We start from the raw sequence: 16,526 nt of genomic DNA, 5'->3' as shown, positions 1-16,526 counted from the left end.
CATACCCTATACCACTATCCTCAATTCATGGTATGATAGTTCTGGTGTAAAAATTTACTATCTAAGGGGGAGCATAATGGATATAGTAGTAGTAATGATTTTTTCCTTTATTTTATTGGTTTTTAGTATTTTAAGGGGAATTTTTATTGGTTATCCCCTCATCCTCTGTTTTCTTATGTTTGTTTGGTTAGCATGGAGGAAGGGATATTCCTTGAAAAACATTCTACAGATGGCCTATGGTGGCGGAAAAAAAGTGTTTATTGTATTGAGGATTTTTATATTAATAGGTGGTATTACTGCTGCTTGGATGGCTTCTGGAACAGTGGCCGCCATTGTTTATTATGGATTGCAATTGATGCATCCAAGTTTCTTCATATTGTATGCTTTTTTAATTACTGTCTTTGTTTCTTTTTTACTAGGTACCTCTTTTGGAACAATAAGTACAGTGGGGGTTGCTCTTATGGTTATGGCCAAGGGTGGGGGTGTTAATGTTAATTTAGCTGCTGGCGCTATTATTGCTGGTTCTTATTTTGGTGATCGTTGTTCTCCCATGTCCTCCAGTGCCAATCTAGTTGCTACCTTAACAAAAACCCAGCTTTATATCAATATCAAGAATATGTTTAAAACAGCCGCTATTCCCTTTATCTTGGCTACTATTCTCTATACGATATTTTCTTTGTATCAACCACTAAATTTAGTTGAAAATAATATGGATAAGGAACTGATAGACGTATTTTTTATTGATTGGAGGGTATTGATACCAGCCATCATGATTTTGATATTTGCTGCATTCAAGGTGGATGTAAAAATATCTATGCTTCTGAGTATTACAGCCGCCGGATTGCTAGGAATTTTTCTACAGCATCACCCACCTAGTGAGCTGTTAAAGTATATTTTCTTTGGTTATACATTGGATTTTGATGGTCCCTTAAAGGATATTATGAAGGGGGGAGGCATCCTGTCTATGTGGAAGGCTGCAATAATTGTATTTGTATCCAGTTGTCTTTCTGGGATTCTAGAAGGAACAGGAATGTTGCACAGCATAGAGGAGGGTTTGATAAAAGTGCAATCCCGCTGGAAGCTATTTGTATCTACTTCTGTTGTAGGTTTCATCACAGCTGCCTTTGGTTGCAATCAAACTATCTCTATCGTACTAACCACCCACCTTATGAAAAAACCCTATGGGGCTAAAAATATAGACAACCATCAGCTTGCTGTTGATATAGAAAACACTTCCGTAGTAATGGCCCCTCTAATTCCATGGAACATTGCATCCTTAGTCCCTACTACAACCCTAATGGTGAGTGCTACTGGTTTTATACCCTATGCCTTTTACCTCTATTTCATCCCCATCAGTAACATTGTTTATTTGAAATTTAGGGAAGTAATACAAAGTAATAAAGATTAATCCCTTCCTTTAAAACAACATTATTAACTTAAGTTGAGATAAAAAAGAAAAGAGAGACCTTTTTAAAAAGTATTTCTCTCTTTTTTCTTTATCTTACCTCTAGGAAAAGGTAATTAGCCCCTCACCTACTTGATTTCTATCGGACTGTTAAAGCCTTCAAATTTCCCAGTATAAATAATTGTTCCTATTTTAAGCTCTAGATTATCTCCATTTCCTTGAAACTTAATTTTTCTCTTATGGGTACCACCATTTGGTGTTTTGTCATAGTCTAAAGACTGGGTTTCTATAAATTTTAAGCTTTCCCCATCAGCAAGCAATATTACATCTAAAAGCAACATATTTTCTTCTGTCTCTATTGTAATATGGGTTTCCCCATTTACACTAACCATCTCTTCAATTTTTATCTCCCTATTTTTATAGTATGTGGAATAAGGAAGTTGTTTTTTTGATAGATTCAAGCTCAAGTTGGGTCTTTCCATTATTGATAGTTCTTCCAATTGTATTTCTAGCTTTTCTATATTTGCTGGTAAAGGATCAAAGGAGCTACTAAAGCTCATTCCCTTCATATTGGTGGTCATACTGCTTCCTTGCTCAGCTATTGCTTTTCCATCAGCCAAAAGCTTTATCCTCATATGAGGAATACGGGTTTGGTCTCCAGAGATGGATTGTCTTATTAATTCTATTATATTATCAACACTACCCTCTATCATGGTTTGGGTAGGGGTTGCTGTGATTTTTTTAAAATGCACTTCAATACCTTCAACTTCAACTGTTTTGTTAATTTTTTGCTTAATCATATAACCCATCGCCTTACTTCTGTCTAATATAAAGGGAAAAACTGCTTTTTCATGATGGTTTCCTTCCCATATTGTAAATTCAAAGGTTAAGGTTCTTTCAAATAGTCCTGGGGGATCAAAGACAGCCATATAGATTAGTTCCTCTTGATCACCACCTAAATATTCTCCTACAGCACTCCTCATCCTATACCTCCTCAAGAATCCCTTAAAAGATGGATCAAATCTATGACCGTCAAAGCCATTTTGGCCATTCTTTATTCTATAAAAGGCAATCATTTGATTGTCATCCACCATAATACCATCTAAAATAATCTCAACACCATTTTCAAAGGTATAGCTCTGCCCTATTTCCTGTCCCCTGCCCATTTGGTTTAAGTCCTTTAAGCTTTCGGACATAATGCTGTCATAACCAATTAGTCTTTTGCCATAATAGGCAAAGGTATCAAAGTGATAGCCTACAAAAATAAATAATATCAATGCTGCTGCTATAAACCTACTACCTAAGATAGATTTTTTAACAGATTTTTCTTTTTCTAATGCATTTCTCAGTCTTTCCTCCATCTCTTGGGGGACTTCTATATTGTTATAATCCCTTTTCTTTTTAAGAAGTGTTTTTTCTAAATCCATCACTTTATTTCACCACCCAACGCTTTTTTAAGTTTACTGATACCTGTAGAGATTCTAGATTTCACTGTTCCTAAAGGGACCTTGGTGATTTTAGAAATTGTCTCATAATCCAAGTCCATATAATACCTAAGTTTTATAGCCTCCTGCTGATGACTACTTAGTTTCCTCAGCTCCTTCTCCAAATCCAAGGCTTCTTCACGATTTTCTATAGGATTTCTTTCTTCCTGTCTTTCCCATCCCTCTAAGTACACTAACTTTTTTCTCTGTTTTAAGGTTTTTTTACAGCTGTTGACCAATATTGTTTTGCTCCAGCTATAAAAAGCTTCTTCTTTTTTTAAACTTTTTACTTTTTTATAAAGAATAACAATCATATCCTCAAGGGCATCTAGAGCGTCTTCACGGTTTTGAGTATAAACATAAGCTAACTTATAGTATTCCTGTTGTTGAGCCATGATTAACTCTACCAGTGCCTCTTTATCTCCTAACTTTGCTTTTTTTACTAAGTCTCCAGTTTCCACTGCACAACCTCCTCTGCTAACTATAAGAGTATTTATCTATGTAAAAAGTTCATTTTTAAAAAGTTTTCTCCTACTTTAATTTAACTGAAAAAAGAAGAAAACTCAACGTGGTGCCTATACTGGATTCTATATAGGAGGATACAAAATATGCTGGATATCATTAAAATATTGTTTCCAACTATAGATGTCATGGAGACCCCTGTAACTCTTTTAAAAGTTGGGCTCTATTAAATTCCATTGTTAAATACGTTAATATAGTTGCAAAAATAGAAATTTTAGTTTATAATAAATGAATGATAGTCATTCATTCGTTATAGGTGGTGAGAGTAATTAAAGAAAAAAACAAAAGAGAAAAAATTTTACAGGCTGCTATTACAGTATTGTCAGAAAAGGGATTAGAAAAAACAAAAATATCTGATATTGTAAAGGAAGCGGGTGTTGCTCAAGGGACTTTTTATCTTTATTTTCCATCAAAAAATGCCTTAATACCTGCTATTGCTGATAGTATGTTCCAGAAATCACTTGAAAAAATAAAGGAAAAAATTGATGATAATACTTCTTTTTTTCATCAACTTGAGGACATAATAGATATTACATTTCAAGTAACAGCAGAATATAGGGAGGTTTTAGCCCTATGCTATTCTGGGCTAGCAATAACAGGTGTATTACAGGAATGGGAAAAGATTTATGAACCTTATTATAATTGGATTGAAGAAAGAATTATTATAGCACAAAACAAAAAAGAAATTCGAGATGATATGAACAGCCGTATCATCGCTAAGCTTTTAATTGAGTTAATTGAAGGAACCGCTGAACAGGTTTATTTATTTGAAGAAGATGAAAAAAATGCTTCTGATTATCATAGGGAATTATTATCCTTTATAAAACATTCCTTTGCAAAATAAGGATGTTTTTCTTACTTATTTTATGACTGATAGTCAATCATATATTTTCAGCCTATATGTTTTATTGTTCATCTGAAAATATCTTAATCAACCTTGTCAAACTTCAAAGCCCCATTATCATTGTATAAACAGCTCCCCTAAAATCAAAGAGTTGGTCCTCTACTCCCCTTACAATATAATAGGTATAGTTATAACTTATATGTAATTCCTTCAAATTCATTATAATTTATATGTAGTAAAAACTAGTAGTATAAAAAATAGAGGTGTATATTGTGGAAACAAAAAATATTGAATATCGAACTTTAAGATTATCTGTATTAGGGGCATTGCTTTTTGCTGTAATAGGAATAATTTTAGGTATAGTTGCTAACTCACAAATGATTTTCTTTGATGGTATCTATTCACTGGTTAGCCTTGGACTATCATTTCTTTCATTACGTGCTCTTATTTATATGGAAAAAGAGGAAACTAATAAATTTCAATTTGGTAAAGATATTATTGAACCTTTGGTTATACTTTTCAAATCCTTTGTTATTTTAGTCATGTGTATTTATGCAGTAGTAGTATCTTTGGAGGATATTTTTAATGGAGGAAGAAGTGTTCATATTGAAAATGCATTGGGTTATGCTTTTTTATCAACCTTCCTTTGTCTTTTATTTTATTTAAAGCTACGAAAAAAAGAAAAGATATGTCCTTCAGAATTGCTAAAGGTTGAATCCAGCCAGTGGTTTATGGATACTTTGCTTAGTTTAGCAGTTCTAATAGGTTTTATTATTGCTTTCTTTATGAAAAAAACCAACTATGCTTACCTTACTCCTTATGTTGATCCCTTCTTGGTTTTAGTAACTTCTTTATATTTTGTCAAAACCCCTTTAGTAACCATTAAAGAAAATATAAAGGAACTATTGGGTATGCCACCAAGCCGAGAAATTGAAAAGGGTATAAAAAGTATTATTCATGATATTAAGTTAAAATATTTTATAGAAGAATCCTATGTTCGAATCAGCAAAGTGGGAAGAGTAATTTTTATAGAAATAGACTTTGTGCTTGGTAAAAAAACAAAGGTTAAACACGTTAAAGACTTTGATTGTATTCGTGAAGAGATTGATACCCAGCTTGAATCTATAAAATATGAAAAATGGTTAACCGTGTCCTTTACTGAAAATAGAAAATGGGCTGTCTAGAGGTTAACTCCTGTTGGCAAACAAGAAACAATCCATCTACTGAAGTTCTATAGATGGATTGTTTCTTTGTTTAACCTTGCTATTTTTCTGAAATTCTAATTACTACATCCTTTTCAACTTCAACAATAACCTGTCTTCCCTCTCTAACTCTAGATAAGTTTAAATCCTTTAATACAGAAAAGATAGTCCTTTCACCATTTATATCCAAAATAATAAAGGCCTCCTTGCCTCCCATTGCAAGAAGTAATTTTCCTTCGTAGGTTTTTCTTTCACTAACAGCTGTTAAAGTTTGGATATCGCCATCTACAATTCTGGCATCAACCTTCATGTCTTTTTTAATATCCTTTAGGTCTCTTGTTCTCATCCCATCTACTGTAATCGTTGCATTACGATGGATCTTATACCAAACTGTGTTACCATCTTTGAATAAAGCTATTTCTCTATCTTCAATATCCACCCTTCTGACAATGGCTCCTTGTATTGTAGCTCTTATATTATCTTTGTTTTCTTCAATAACCTTGATTTCTGTAACTGTGTTATCTTTGTCCAGCTTCAAATATACCATATCATTTACTTGAAGATCCTTGAAATCAATAGTTTTTTCTTCCATATAAATTTTAACCTTATCGGATACCAATAGGGAAATTTTTGCTGTACCCTCTTCAATACCAATTCTTCTATCCCCTCTATCAATAGCTTTAATAACTACTTCATCATACTCCCTGCCTATTAATTCAACTTGCTTTTTATCTAGAAATCCATCCAAAAACCTTTTTTGAATTCCTGGAGGCAAACCACCTTTTTTTTCTAATCCTGGGGGGGTAAAGGCTGCTGCCGTAGATACCATAACAGTAAGAACCATCACTAACACCAATATTCCTGCTAACTTCTTTTTCATTTATTTGTAACCTCCTTTAATATTATCTACTATACAATACGTGGAAAATGTAAAATTTAGGTATGTATTTTCAAAAAAATTGAAAATGCTAGAAAATAAATTTACTCTCTAGCATTTTTATTGATTTCAATCTTTTTTATTTTTTTCCCTTGTCCAGGATGTTGTTGAAATATTGGATGTTGCTTTATAGGTATAATGGATTCATCATTTCTTTTTTTATTACCTGGATGCTGTTGAAACACTGGGTGCTCCTTATGATCCTTTGATGATTCTACATTGTCTTTGTTACCTGGATGCTCTTTAAACACCGGATGTTCCTTTTTTATTTTTAAATCATCTTTTATTTTAATTAACTCTTTAACTTTGGTATTTCTTATTTCCTCTAAATTGACTTCACTATCGCTAATGGCCTGCAATGCTTCATAAAGTTTTAGCTTACCTACAGAGATGTTTTCTTCCTCTGCTTTTATTAAGGTAGCCCTATTGGCCTGCTGGTTAATGACCCAGACTATTTCCCCCTCCTGTGATGCCTTTTCTTCCATTTTTTCCTTTGCTTTTTCTAATATGTTAACAAGCTCTATATTATTCTCTTTATCTTCCTTTAAGGCAACACTTGTCACTAGAATATAATTTTCTTCTTCATGAAGGATATACCCCTTGTTCCTAGCCTCTTGTAAAACTATATCCAAAGCCTCTTCTAGGGATTTTTTCTTTAAGGAGGATAAAGGTAAGGCTTTAGCCTCTTCATTGAGGGCTAAGACATGCAGAACTTGGTTTTTGTGGTTTATTTCCAATTGAATACTAGGATTTATATCGACAGTAACCATTGCCACCGATTGATTCATTATGTCCCAATAATGAAACCCATAAATAGAAGTAATAAAGAATAAAATAATTGCAGCAGCTACTAATGGAAAGGAAGCAAAGGTCCTAGGCTTAGGTGATATAATCTCCCTCCTATGAAACTCAATTTCCATTCCTTCCTCTACAGCCTGCCTTTTTTGCATCTCACAAAAGTCACAATCGCTGGTCATTACAATCATTGTCTCTTTTCTAACCTCAATTATACAGCCCTTATACATCATTTTGTTCCCTCCCTTCTGTTGTCCAAAGATATTCCTTCAATGTATCCAAATCACTTTCTAGAATCAATATAACAGCAATAATAAACTTACGACTTCCTTGAATTACTTTCTTAGATATATGTAGTACTTTTGTTATTTCTGTTATTGGAAGGGTTTTCGTTTTTAAAAACTTTTCCTTTAAATTAGGAGTCATATAGATATATCGTCCTATTTTGATGGCTGTAGCTCTTGTCTTTTTATGCTTTGGTGCCTCCTTAATTAAGTCATCTAACGAAACATCAAAGGCTTTCATTTTATTTATGAGGTCAGCTAGGTCTGCTTTTAATTCAATTTGAGCTTCAAAACCCTCCACTGCTCCTACAGTTCCTTCATATTCCTCATCATCTTCATTGGTGAATTGTGTAATCACTATTTTTTCAGAGATTTTTGATTCCTTTCTTAACTGATCGATTACTCTATTTTTTATAACAACAGATGCAAAGGTTAAAAAATTTCCTTTTCCTTCTTCATATTTATCTATGGATTCATTAAAAGCCATTAAACCAATACTAAATACATCGTCATTTTCCATATCAACATATCTATTTAATTGATTGCTAAGGGTTTTCATAATAAATGGGATATATTCCTTTATTAAGCGTTCTTTTTCTTCTCCATCCCCCTGCTGTATTTTCTTTACGCGTTCCTCAATGGTCCTTTTCTTTTTAAAGAAATTGAGAAGTTTAGGCACTACAACACCTCCTCACTATATATTACGAAAAAAGTCGATTTTTTCGGGACTATTTCCCTATGAAATGGGACTTATTTCATAGAAATTTTTAAAATAATTTTACACAAAATATTTTTCAAGATGTATTGTTAAAATAAAAATATATAAATAAGCATATCATAATCTATCAAATTTTCATTTTATATTTTTTCCCATTTTCTAAAATTCCTCTAACATTTTTAAAACCATCATTTTTTTAACAAAGGAATCATCGGTTTATTAATATGAAGAACTAAATCCTTAGCCACCAATTAAGAGGACAGATCTCTTTGCACCCTTTGGGTTTTGTACTATATTAATATCTACCTTTATCATAGTACTAAAAAGAAAAAAGGCCTTGGAATCTCCATAGCCTTTAAAAATAAATTATATAGTATAGTTACTGTTATTCTACTTTAACATTAGAAAATAAGCTCTGTTGTGGAAGACAATGTCTATATATTGCATCATTTTGTAAAATCTATTATGTTTTCCTTATCTCCAAGCTTTATAATTGTTGTACTTGGAGTTGTTTGTGCAATTACTTTTCCTCCTCTGATGGAGTATAGAACAGACACTTGCCTTCTTATAGCATCATAACCATTTTCTGCAGGTAAAATAATAAGATTTCCTGGTTTCCCCTCTTCAATACCGTATTCATCTATTATATTTAAAATCTTAGCACTGTTGGTGGTAATCATATCAATAGACCTGTTAATTTCACTATATCCCATCATTTGACATAGATGGAGTCCCATATGAAGAACCTGTAGCATATTCCCTGTACCTAGTGGATACCAGGGATCAAATATATCGTCATGTCCAAAGCCTACATTGATTCCTGCCTCAAGTAATTCCTTAACCCTAGTAATTCCTCTCCTTTTAGGATAAGTATCAAATCTCCCCTGGAGATGAATATTAACTAATGGGTTTGCTACAAAGTTTATTCCTGAAAGTTTTAATAACCTAAAGAGCTTATAGGTGTAGGCATTGTTATAGGAGTGCATAGCTGTAGTATGACTGGCAGTAACCCTTTCTCCCATCTGATATTCATAGGCCTTAGTAGCAACTACTTCGATGAACCTAGATTGTTCATCGTCGATTTCATCACAGTGGACATCGATAAGACAGTTGTATTTTTCAGCTAGCTGAAAAACCTTTTCTATAGATGCCACACCATATTCCCTAGTAAATTCAAAGTGAGGTATAGCTCCTATCACATCTGCTCCAAGCTTTATTGCTTCTTCCAAAAGCTCTAATCCATTGGGATAAGAAAGTATGCCTTCTTGAGGAAAGGCAACAATTTGTAAAGTAATATATTCCTTCATTTCCTCCCTAACCTCTACCATTGCCCTTAAGGCTGTTAGCTGAGGGTCCGTCACATCTACGTGGGTTCTTACATATTGAATGCCGTTGGCAATCTGCCATTCTAGTGCCTTTTTAGCTCTTCTTTTTACATCCTCCCTAGTCAGCTGCTCCTTCCTTTCTCCCCAACGTTCTATTCCTTCAAACAAGGTTCCGCTTTCATTCCATTTAGGCTCACCTGCTGTTAAAGTAGTGTCCAAATGAATATGGGGCTCCACAAAGGGAGGTAAAACCAGTCCCCCCTTTGCATCAATTACTTCCTCCCCCTCTATCTCTATGTTGTTATGTATCTTTGTAATTTTTCCATCTTGAATCAAAATATCTATCACATCTTCTACATTATGTTGTCTAGCATTTTTAATTAACATAGCTTCCTCCTAGTTTCCTGTTGCAGTATTGATTTCTACCTTTGTATCTTTCACTGTATTTGCTTTTGTCAATTTGGTAATGGCTATATACCCTAGGGCAGAAACAACAACTGCATTCAGTGGAGGTATTCCTGGTACAAATCTAGCCGCTAATACCCCCAGTACCCAAGCTCCAATAGCATATTTATTTACTGTTTCAAACCCTTCCTCTTCAAAGGTATCATATTTCTCTCTGTTAACAAAGAAGTAGTCAGCAATTATAATTCCACCAATGGATGGAATAAAGGAACCTAAGAAGGTAAGCCATCCTACAAAGTTGTTATATAAAAACATGGCCCCTGCAGTACCTATTAATCCATTGACAATTACAATTTTGTTTTTTGCTATTTTTGTTATGTTTGAAAACCCAAGACCAGAAGCATACAAAGCATTGTCATTGGTAGTCCAAATATTGAAGCCTAATATAATAATAGCTGGTAAGATTAACCCTTGAATAAACATGACTTCCGATATATCTGCTTGACCTGTTACAGCAGCACCTATGGCTCCAAAAATAAACATTAAGGAATTTCCCATAAAAAAAGCCACTCCTGTTGTTAAAACACCTACCTTAGTATTTTTTGCAAATCTTGTGAAGTCTGGGGTTAAGGTTCCTCCACTTATAAAGGAGCCTATACATAGGGTTAGGGCTGTAGCCAAACCCATAACTTCTTTAGGCTCTATGGCTAATAGTTCATTGATCCCCCCAACAGATTCCACAGCCTGCCATACAGAGTATCCTCCGAGGCTTGCAATAGAGGGTACAGCAATAATACTTAAAATCATTAAGGTCTTTATGCCAAAGTAGGCTGTTGCCGTCATAAGGATTCCGGCTAAGAAAATCAGCAGATGTACATTGATACCTGTCACCTTTTCTACCGGCAGAGCAAACATTGCAACACCTACACCAAACCACCCTACCTGGGTAATCCCTAACAGAAAGGATACAAGATAAGATCCCTTTTCTCCAAAGGAATATCTAGCTAACAAATGGGTTGATAGTCCTGTCTTAGAGGCTATGTAAGCTAATGAACTGGTATAAATTCCTAAAATTAAGTTTCCTAATAATACTGCTCCTATAAATGTTTTAATATTTAGGGATGTTCCTAGGGTTCCTCCCGTCCACATACTGGCTGAGAAAAAAGTGAATCCCAGCATGATGGCAAACATCGATAAAAATCCCTTCTTGCCTTCCTGCGGTACCGTCTGTAATGCATAATCATGATCTTGGCATTTGTTTGTCATAAGTCATCCTCCTAAATTCTGCATTATTTATTCTTCCTTGTATTCCTTTCAGCCCACCATTTCAATAGGGGGAAACCAAGCACTATATCCTTCAAGTAACCTGGTCTACAATTCAGTGGCAGAAAAGCACCCACTGAATCAAGTTATATTTCCTCAGTATCTTTAACAATTGAAAATTGATGCCACTAAAAAACTCCTTATCAGTATTTTACCTGACAAGGAGTTTATCTCTTTTTTTATGTATAATTATTCAAATAAATTAATATTTATTAATTTATTATTATACTATGTTTTTGCTGTGACCTTGTCAGCCTCTCGGGACTGAATTAAAGATACCGATATTTAGTTTATAAAAATATATCACAGATTAATACCTATGTCAACAAAATTTAATTTTAGGAATAAAGTCTATTATTAAACCTAATATTATTATTCCTACATATAATGGCAGTGTGCAAAATTATCTCCGTCGTTTGTTTTTTTATTCATTTGCAAATCTATACCCAACCCCTACTTCCGTCAAAATAAAACGGGGAGAAGCTGTGTCCTTCTCTATCTTCCGTCTAAGATTAGCCATAAATACACGAATTGACTTTGAATCTCCAGTTTCACCATATCCCCATACTTCCTTTAGAATATAATTATGGGTCAGTACTTTACCTTTATTAGCTACCAAAAGTAATAATAATTTATATTCAATAGGTGTTAAATGAACCTCATTATCATCAACCAAAACCATTCTCTTCTCATAGTCAATTGTTAAATAATCCATCTCAAATATTTCAATGTTCTCAGGTTGTTTTGTCTTTTTTAGTTTACGCTCCACAACACGAATACGTGCCATTAACTCTCCCATATGAAATGGCTTCGTTATATAATCATCTGCCCCTGCATCTAAAGCTGCGATTTTTTCATTTTCTTGTCCTCTTGCAGATACAACTAGTATTGGTACTTGGGAAATCATACGAATTGATTTAATAATATCAATACCATCTATATCTGGTAAGCCTAAATCAAGCAGAATTATATCCGGGTGATGACTATAAAACAATGATATTCCCTCCATACCACTTTTTGCAATTTCAAATGTATACCCACTTGTTTTTAAAGAAAGAGATATGAAGTTTAATATATACTTATCATCTTCAATAATTAATATCTTTAAATTTTCTTCCATTATTCTCCTCCTGCTTGAGGTAATTTAAATGTAAATAATGCCCCGCCTTCCACAGCTTTGCCAACAGATATGCTACCACCATGGGCTTCTACAATAGCTTTGCATATGGCTAAACCAAGGCCTATTCCTCTTTTATCGTCTATAATATTACTAGAAATGGTTACAAAGCTATTAAATAATGAATTTCTAATGCTCTCATCAATACCATCTCCATTATCTGCCACTTCAAAGATTACCATATCACCTTCTGTGTAAACATGCACAAATATACTACAATTATCTTCGGTATGCTTTATAGCATTATCTAATAAATTAATGAGAACTTGAACAATTAGCTTTCCGTCAATTAAGAGTGTGACGATTTCATCAGGCACAGATACAACTATATTTCTTGTTTTCGCTAGATTATTGATGTGCCTAATAGCCTCATAGACAACATCATCAACTACCTCATAATTCTTTTGTATTATAAGCTTACCCTCACTAATCCGAGTCATATTTAGAATGTTTTCTACAAGACTATTTAACCAAATAGCTTCTTCATTAATACCAGAAACAAGTTTTTCAATATTACATTTATCCAATTGATCTAAATTTTCAAGTATAACCCCACTGGCGCCAACAATGCCTGTTAATGGTGTCCTAAGATCATGGGATATCGCCCTAAGTAAATTACTGTGCATCTTCTCTCTCTCCATGGCTATACGAATGTTTTCCCGCTCATTGTAAATAAATTCTCTATCAAGTGACAGTCCCATTTGAGTCACCACCGTCTTAATAAGAAGTTCATGCTCAAATGAAAAATTTTCTTTAGAGTAGGCTATCTCCATCACACCAAGCTTCTTAGTCAAGCCTCGAATTGGAATTTTCATTGTTGTCATTTTGTCAGTTATGAATTTCCTGTGCTCATCAGTATAAGTTTCACCAGTTTCTAAAAGTAATACTCTACTGTTATAATGGGTGTTTTGATAAATATAATCAATACCTTGTATAATAATATTCTTTTGTCCAGTAATATTTAAAAAACCTTTCGTTATCTTATACAGAAGTATTGCTGTATGTTCATTTTGTTGAGCAATGAGTAGTTGTTTTTGAAACCTTTTCGTCATCGTTCCTGATATCAAAGATACGCCTAGAAATGATACCATTAATATCACATCATTAGTGTCATAGGTTATGAATGTATGAATAGGCTCTGTAAAAAAGTAGTTGAATATAAGCACACTAATTATGGATGCAAATATGCCATAAAAATATCCTTTTGTTATTACCGTCACTACTAAAGCACCTACCAAAAACACCATAATGATGCTTTCTTTACCTATACCAAAGTTACCTAAAAATAGGGATAATATGGTGGAAATCGTTATAACCAAGACAAGTTTTATAATATAGATGATGTGAATTTGTTTTTTCTGGTTAATAAGATCACCCCCTAAATTTATTATAGCATAGTATTTAAACTAGAATTTTTTTAATAACTGCATTATATCTGCCCTATTTCCTGCAACAATTAAATGCTCTTCTTTTTTAAATACATGGTCTGCACCTGGCAGGGGAAATACCCTTTCATTATTCTTAGTAGCAAGTATATTAATTTTGTATTTCACCCTAACAGCTACTTGAGCAATGGTTTTACCAATCCATGAATCTAAAGGAGGAATTTCAAAAATACAATACTCAGGTGTTAGTTCAATATAGTCAAATACATTATCAGCACTAAGCCTTACGGCTGCCTTATTTGCACTTTCTTTCTCTGGGTAAACAACTTCATCGGCACCATTGCGTAAAAGAAACTTTTCATGGATTTCTCTATTTGTCTTTGCAATAACGTAGCCTGCACCTAACTCCTTTAATTGATAGGTTATTTCAATCGAAGATTGGAAGTTAGCCCCCATACACACAAAGCAAATATCAAAATTTGAAACACCAAGGGAGCGGAGCACTTCCACATTGGTACAGTCACCAATCTGAGCACTTGTTACCATAGATATTAAGTCACTTATTCTTTCCTCCCGTTGATCTACAACCATCACTTCATTACCTAATTCTACAAATTTAAGGGCTAAATATCTACCAAATCTACCTACCCCTATTATTAATATAGATTTCTTTCTTACTATCATATTACACTTTCCTTTCTATATATCATTAACCAATAACAATTTTTTCTAAAGGATTTTTTACAATTACATTATTTTTATTTTCAGCAACTGCCATCACAACTGCAAGACTTCCTATTCTGCCGCAAAACATAAGGATAATAACAATAAATCTTGATAATACATTCAATTGCCGTGTTATACCTGTAGACATTCCGACTGTTCCTGTTGCTGATAGAACCTCAAATGCGATATCACTCAGTGCCAACTCAGGTTGAATTAGGCTAATGAATAACATCCCTATAAAAGCACCTGTTATATAAATTGTAATAATACTGTATGCCCGTTTTAATATGTTATCTTCTAATCTACGTCCAAATATATTCAAATCATTAGAATGTCTCACTAAAGAGATCACAGAAAGAATAGTAATGATAAAGGTTGTTGTTTTAATTCCTCCAGCTGTTGAACCAGAACTACCACCAATAATCATAAGAATCATGGTTAAAAGTTTTGATCCCTCTGATAGACTTGCTGTATCCATCGTATTAAATCCAGCTGTTCTAGGTGTTATGGCTTGAAAGAATGATGATAAAATGGTTTCTTTTACTCCAGTATCTGCTAAAAGATTATTCCTTTCCAGTACATAAAATGCAATAGCAGAACAAATTATCAACAAAGCCGTTGTAAACAGAACAATCTTGGAGTGTAACTGATACTTTTGGAACCTATGCTTGTTTTTGTATATATCTTCCCATACTACAAATCCTATACCACCAATCACAATTAAGGTCATGATGGTAATATTGACTACTGTATCACTACTGTACTTGGTTAGAGATGAATAGGCCTCATATCTCCCCATCAAATCGAAACCTGCATTATTAAATGCTGATACCGAATGAAATACCCCGTTAAATATTCCTGCCTTAACACCCATTTCAGAACTAAACTTAATAGAAAGTATTATTGTACCAATACCTTCTAAAAGAATTGTCCCAACCAATATATGCTTTGCTAAACGTACAACACCACCTATATGAATGGTATTAACAGATTCCTTCAGAAAACTCCTCTCTCTGATTCCTATTTTTTTCCTTAGTACCAATAGAAACATTGTTGCAATGATCATAAACCCTAACCCACCAATTTGAATAAGTACCAATATAACACTCTGTCCAAATGGAGAGAAATGACTATAGGTATCATAAACAACTAGGCCAGTAACCGTAGTTGCAGATGTAGCAGTAAATAGTGCATTGATAAAGGGCGTAACCTCACCACTCTTAGAGGAAATCGGCAGAGACAATAATATTGCACCAATTATTATTATTATTATAAAACCTATGGCACTTAGCTTTGCATAAGTCAAATTAAATCTTGATTTTATCTTTGACTGCATCTTCCACCAACTCCTTTATAGCATTAAAAAGTTTGTCTGTCTCATAAGTATATAACAACGTCTTGGCAAAGTTAAATTCCTTATAGATTTTTAAATAATTCTGATTGTTACATAATGCAATCACACTGGGTATAGAATATACCTTAAATCCAACAGAGCTAACCATTAAATTATCTGTATCATGATAGGATAGTGTAAATAAACATCTATATTCAACCTCTGAATTAATAGAATTGATATCTATTATCGATTCATATTTATACTTCTGTAAATCACAATAATCTTTTACTAAATTGGTTATCTCATTATTCCCATAAATTAATATCAATTTTTCTTCCATTCCTCTACAATCTTTGTATTTATCACAAAGATCTCCATTGGAATGCTCAACATTGTTTTCTATAAACTTGTCGACTTTAACCATTGCATAATAGCCTAGAAACAAAAGAACTATAGCAATTAAAACTCCTATATAAATCAAACAATTCTCCTCCTCTCTATAGTAGTTTAATGCTATAGTTATAAAGTTTGTATTAATATTTGTTGATTGATGTTAATATTATGTTAATATTGTATATTTATAGGTTAAAAGATAATCTTTGAATCCTAAAATTTCCTAATAATAGACCTATGCAAATTACTATTAAAGATGTTTTGA

At 33.3% G+C, this 16,526-nt stretch carries 15 protein-coding genes; 3 read left to right on the top strand and 12 right to left on the bottom strand.

Features of this window, described 5'->3' with window-relative positions; genetic code table 11:
• Window positions 1-76: 76 nt before the first annotated feature.
• A complete protein-coding gene (locus BLS22_RS10955; RefSeq protein ID WP_090553802.1) occupies window positions 77-1,408 on the top strand; it encodes a Na+/H+ antiporter NhaC family protein in 1,332 nt (443 codons plus the stop codon).
• 125 nt (window positions 1,409-1,533) lie between these two features.
• Here BLS22_RS10955 and BLS22_RS10950 read toward each other — a convergent pair whose 3' ends face one another.
• Together BLS22_RS10950 and BLS22_RS10945 are read right to left on the bottom strand one after the other, a co-directional pair.
• Entirely contained in the window at window positions 1,534-2,832 is a 1,299-nt protein-coding gene (locus BLS22_RS10950; RefSeq protein ID WP_090553801.1) for a DUF4179 domain-containing protein, read from the bottom strand.
• Entirely contained in the window at window positions 2,832-3,350 is a 519-nt protein-coding gene (locus tag BLS22_RS10945) for a sigma-70 family RNA polymerase sigma factor (protein ID WP_090553800.1), read from the bottom strand. The genes BLS22_RS10950 and BLS22_RS10945 overlap by 1 nt, the downstream gene beginning before the upstream one ends.
• Before the next feature lie 320 nt (window positions 3,351-3,670).
• On the opposite strand from BLS22_RS10945, the gene BLS22_RS10940 reads away from it, so the two are divergent.
• Window positions 3,671-4,255 carry a TetR/AcrR family transcriptional regulator gene (locus BLS22_RS10940; protein ID WP_208974701.1) on the top strand — a complete coding sequence of 195 codons (585 nt, stop codon included), beginning with the start codon at window positions 3,671-3,673 and terminating at the stop codon, window positions 4,253-4,255.
• Between the two features lie 272 nt (window positions 4,256-4,527).
• Entirely contained in the window at window positions 4,528-5,439 is a 912-nt protein-coding gene (locus tag BLS22_RS10935) for a cation diffusion facilitator family transporter (RefSeq protein ID WP_176762146.1), read from the top strand.
• A 79-nt stretch (window positions 5,440-5,518) separates the two neighbouring features.
• Here BLS22_RS10935 and BLS22_RS10930 read toward each other — a convergent pair whose 3' ends face one another.
• The 10 genes from BLS22_RS10930 to BLS22_RS10885 all read right to left on the bottom strand — a co-directional run bounded on the left by BLS22_RS10930 (window position 5,519) and on the right by BLS22_RS10885 (window position 16,349).
• Window positions 5,519-6,337: a hypothetical protein gene (locus tag BLS22_RS10930; RefSeq protein WP_090553798.1), complete on the bottom strand. Its 819-nt coding sequence runs from the start codon at window positions 6,335-6,337 to the stop codon at window positions 5,519-5,521.
• A gap of 101 nt (window positions 6,338-6,438) precedes the next feature.
• Window positions 6,439-7,422 (bottom strand): anti-sigma factor domain-containing protein, encoded by a 984-nt coding sequence (locus BLS22_RS10925; protein WP_090553797.1) that lies wholly within the window; start codon window positions 7,420-7,422, stop codon window positions 6,439-6,441.
• On the bottom strand, window positions 7,412-8,152 hold the full coding sequence (gene sigI / locus BLS22_RS10920) for an RNA polymerase sigma-I factor (protein ID WP_090553796.1): 741 nt from the start codon (window positions 8,150-8,152) through the stop codon (window positions 7,412-7,414). Before sigI ends, BLS22_RS10925 begins: the two co-directional genes overlap by 11 nt.
• 485 nt (window positions 8,153-8,637) lie before the next feature.
• A complete protein-coding gene (locus tag BLS22_RS10915) occupies window positions 8,638-9,903 on the bottom strand; it encodes a cytosine deaminase (RefSeq protein ID WP_090553795.1) in 1,266 nt (421 codons plus the stop codon).
• Window positions 9,904-9,912: 9 nt separating this feature from the next.
• Entirely contained in the window at window positions 9,913-11,187 is a 1,275-nt protein-coding gene (gene codB, locus BLS22_RS10910) for a cytosine permease (protein WP_090553794.1), read from the bottom strand.
• Window positions 11,188-11,668: 481 nt separating this feature from the next.
• On the bottom strand, window positions 11,669-12,364 hold the full coding sequence (locus BLS22_RS10905) for a response regulator (protein ID WP_090553793.1): 696 nt from the start codon (window positions 12,362-12,364) through the stop codon (window positions 11,669-11,671).
• On the bottom strand, window positions 12,364-13,740 hold the full coding sequence (locus BLS22_RS10900; protein WP_244269529.1) for a sensor histidine kinase: 1,377 nt from the start codon (window positions 13,738-13,740) through the stop codon (window positions 12,364-12,366). The genes BLS22_RS10905 and BLS22_RS10900 overlap by 1 nt, the downstream gene beginning before the upstream one ends.
• A gap of 87 nt (window positions 13,741-13,827) precedes the next feature.
• The gene (locus BLS22_RS10895; protein WP_090553791.1) at window positions 13,828-14,490 is read right to left on the bottom strand and encodes a potassium channel family protein; all 663 of its coding nucleotides are present in this window, start codon (window positions 14,488-14,490) and stop codon (window positions 13,828-13,830) included.
• A 25-nt stretch (window positions 14,491-14,515) separates the two neighbouring features.
• Window positions 14,516-15,868 carry a TrkH family potassium uptake protein gene (locus BLS22_RS10890; protein ID WP_090553790.1) on the bottom strand — a complete coding sequence of 451 codons (1,353 nt, stop codon included), beginning with the start codon at window positions 15,866-15,868 and terminating at the stop codon, window positions 14,516-14,518.
• Window positions 15,840-16,349 (bottom strand): hypothetical protein, encoded by a 510-nt coding sequence (locus BLS22_RS10885; RefSeq protein WP_090553789.1) that lies wholly within the window; start codon window positions 16,347-16,349, stop codon window positions 15,840-15,842. Before BLS22_RS10885 ends, BLS22_RS10890 begins: the two co-directional genes overlap by 29 nt.
• Window positions 16,350-16,526 lie beyond the last annotated feature (177 nt).

Source organism: Natronincola ferrireducens, assembly GCF_900100845.1.
Lineage (GTDB): Bacteria > Bacillota > Clostridia > Peptostreptococcales > Natronincolaceae > Natronincola_B > Natronincola_B ferrireducens.
This window is presented reverse-complemented; position numbering and strand designations above follow the sequence as displayed.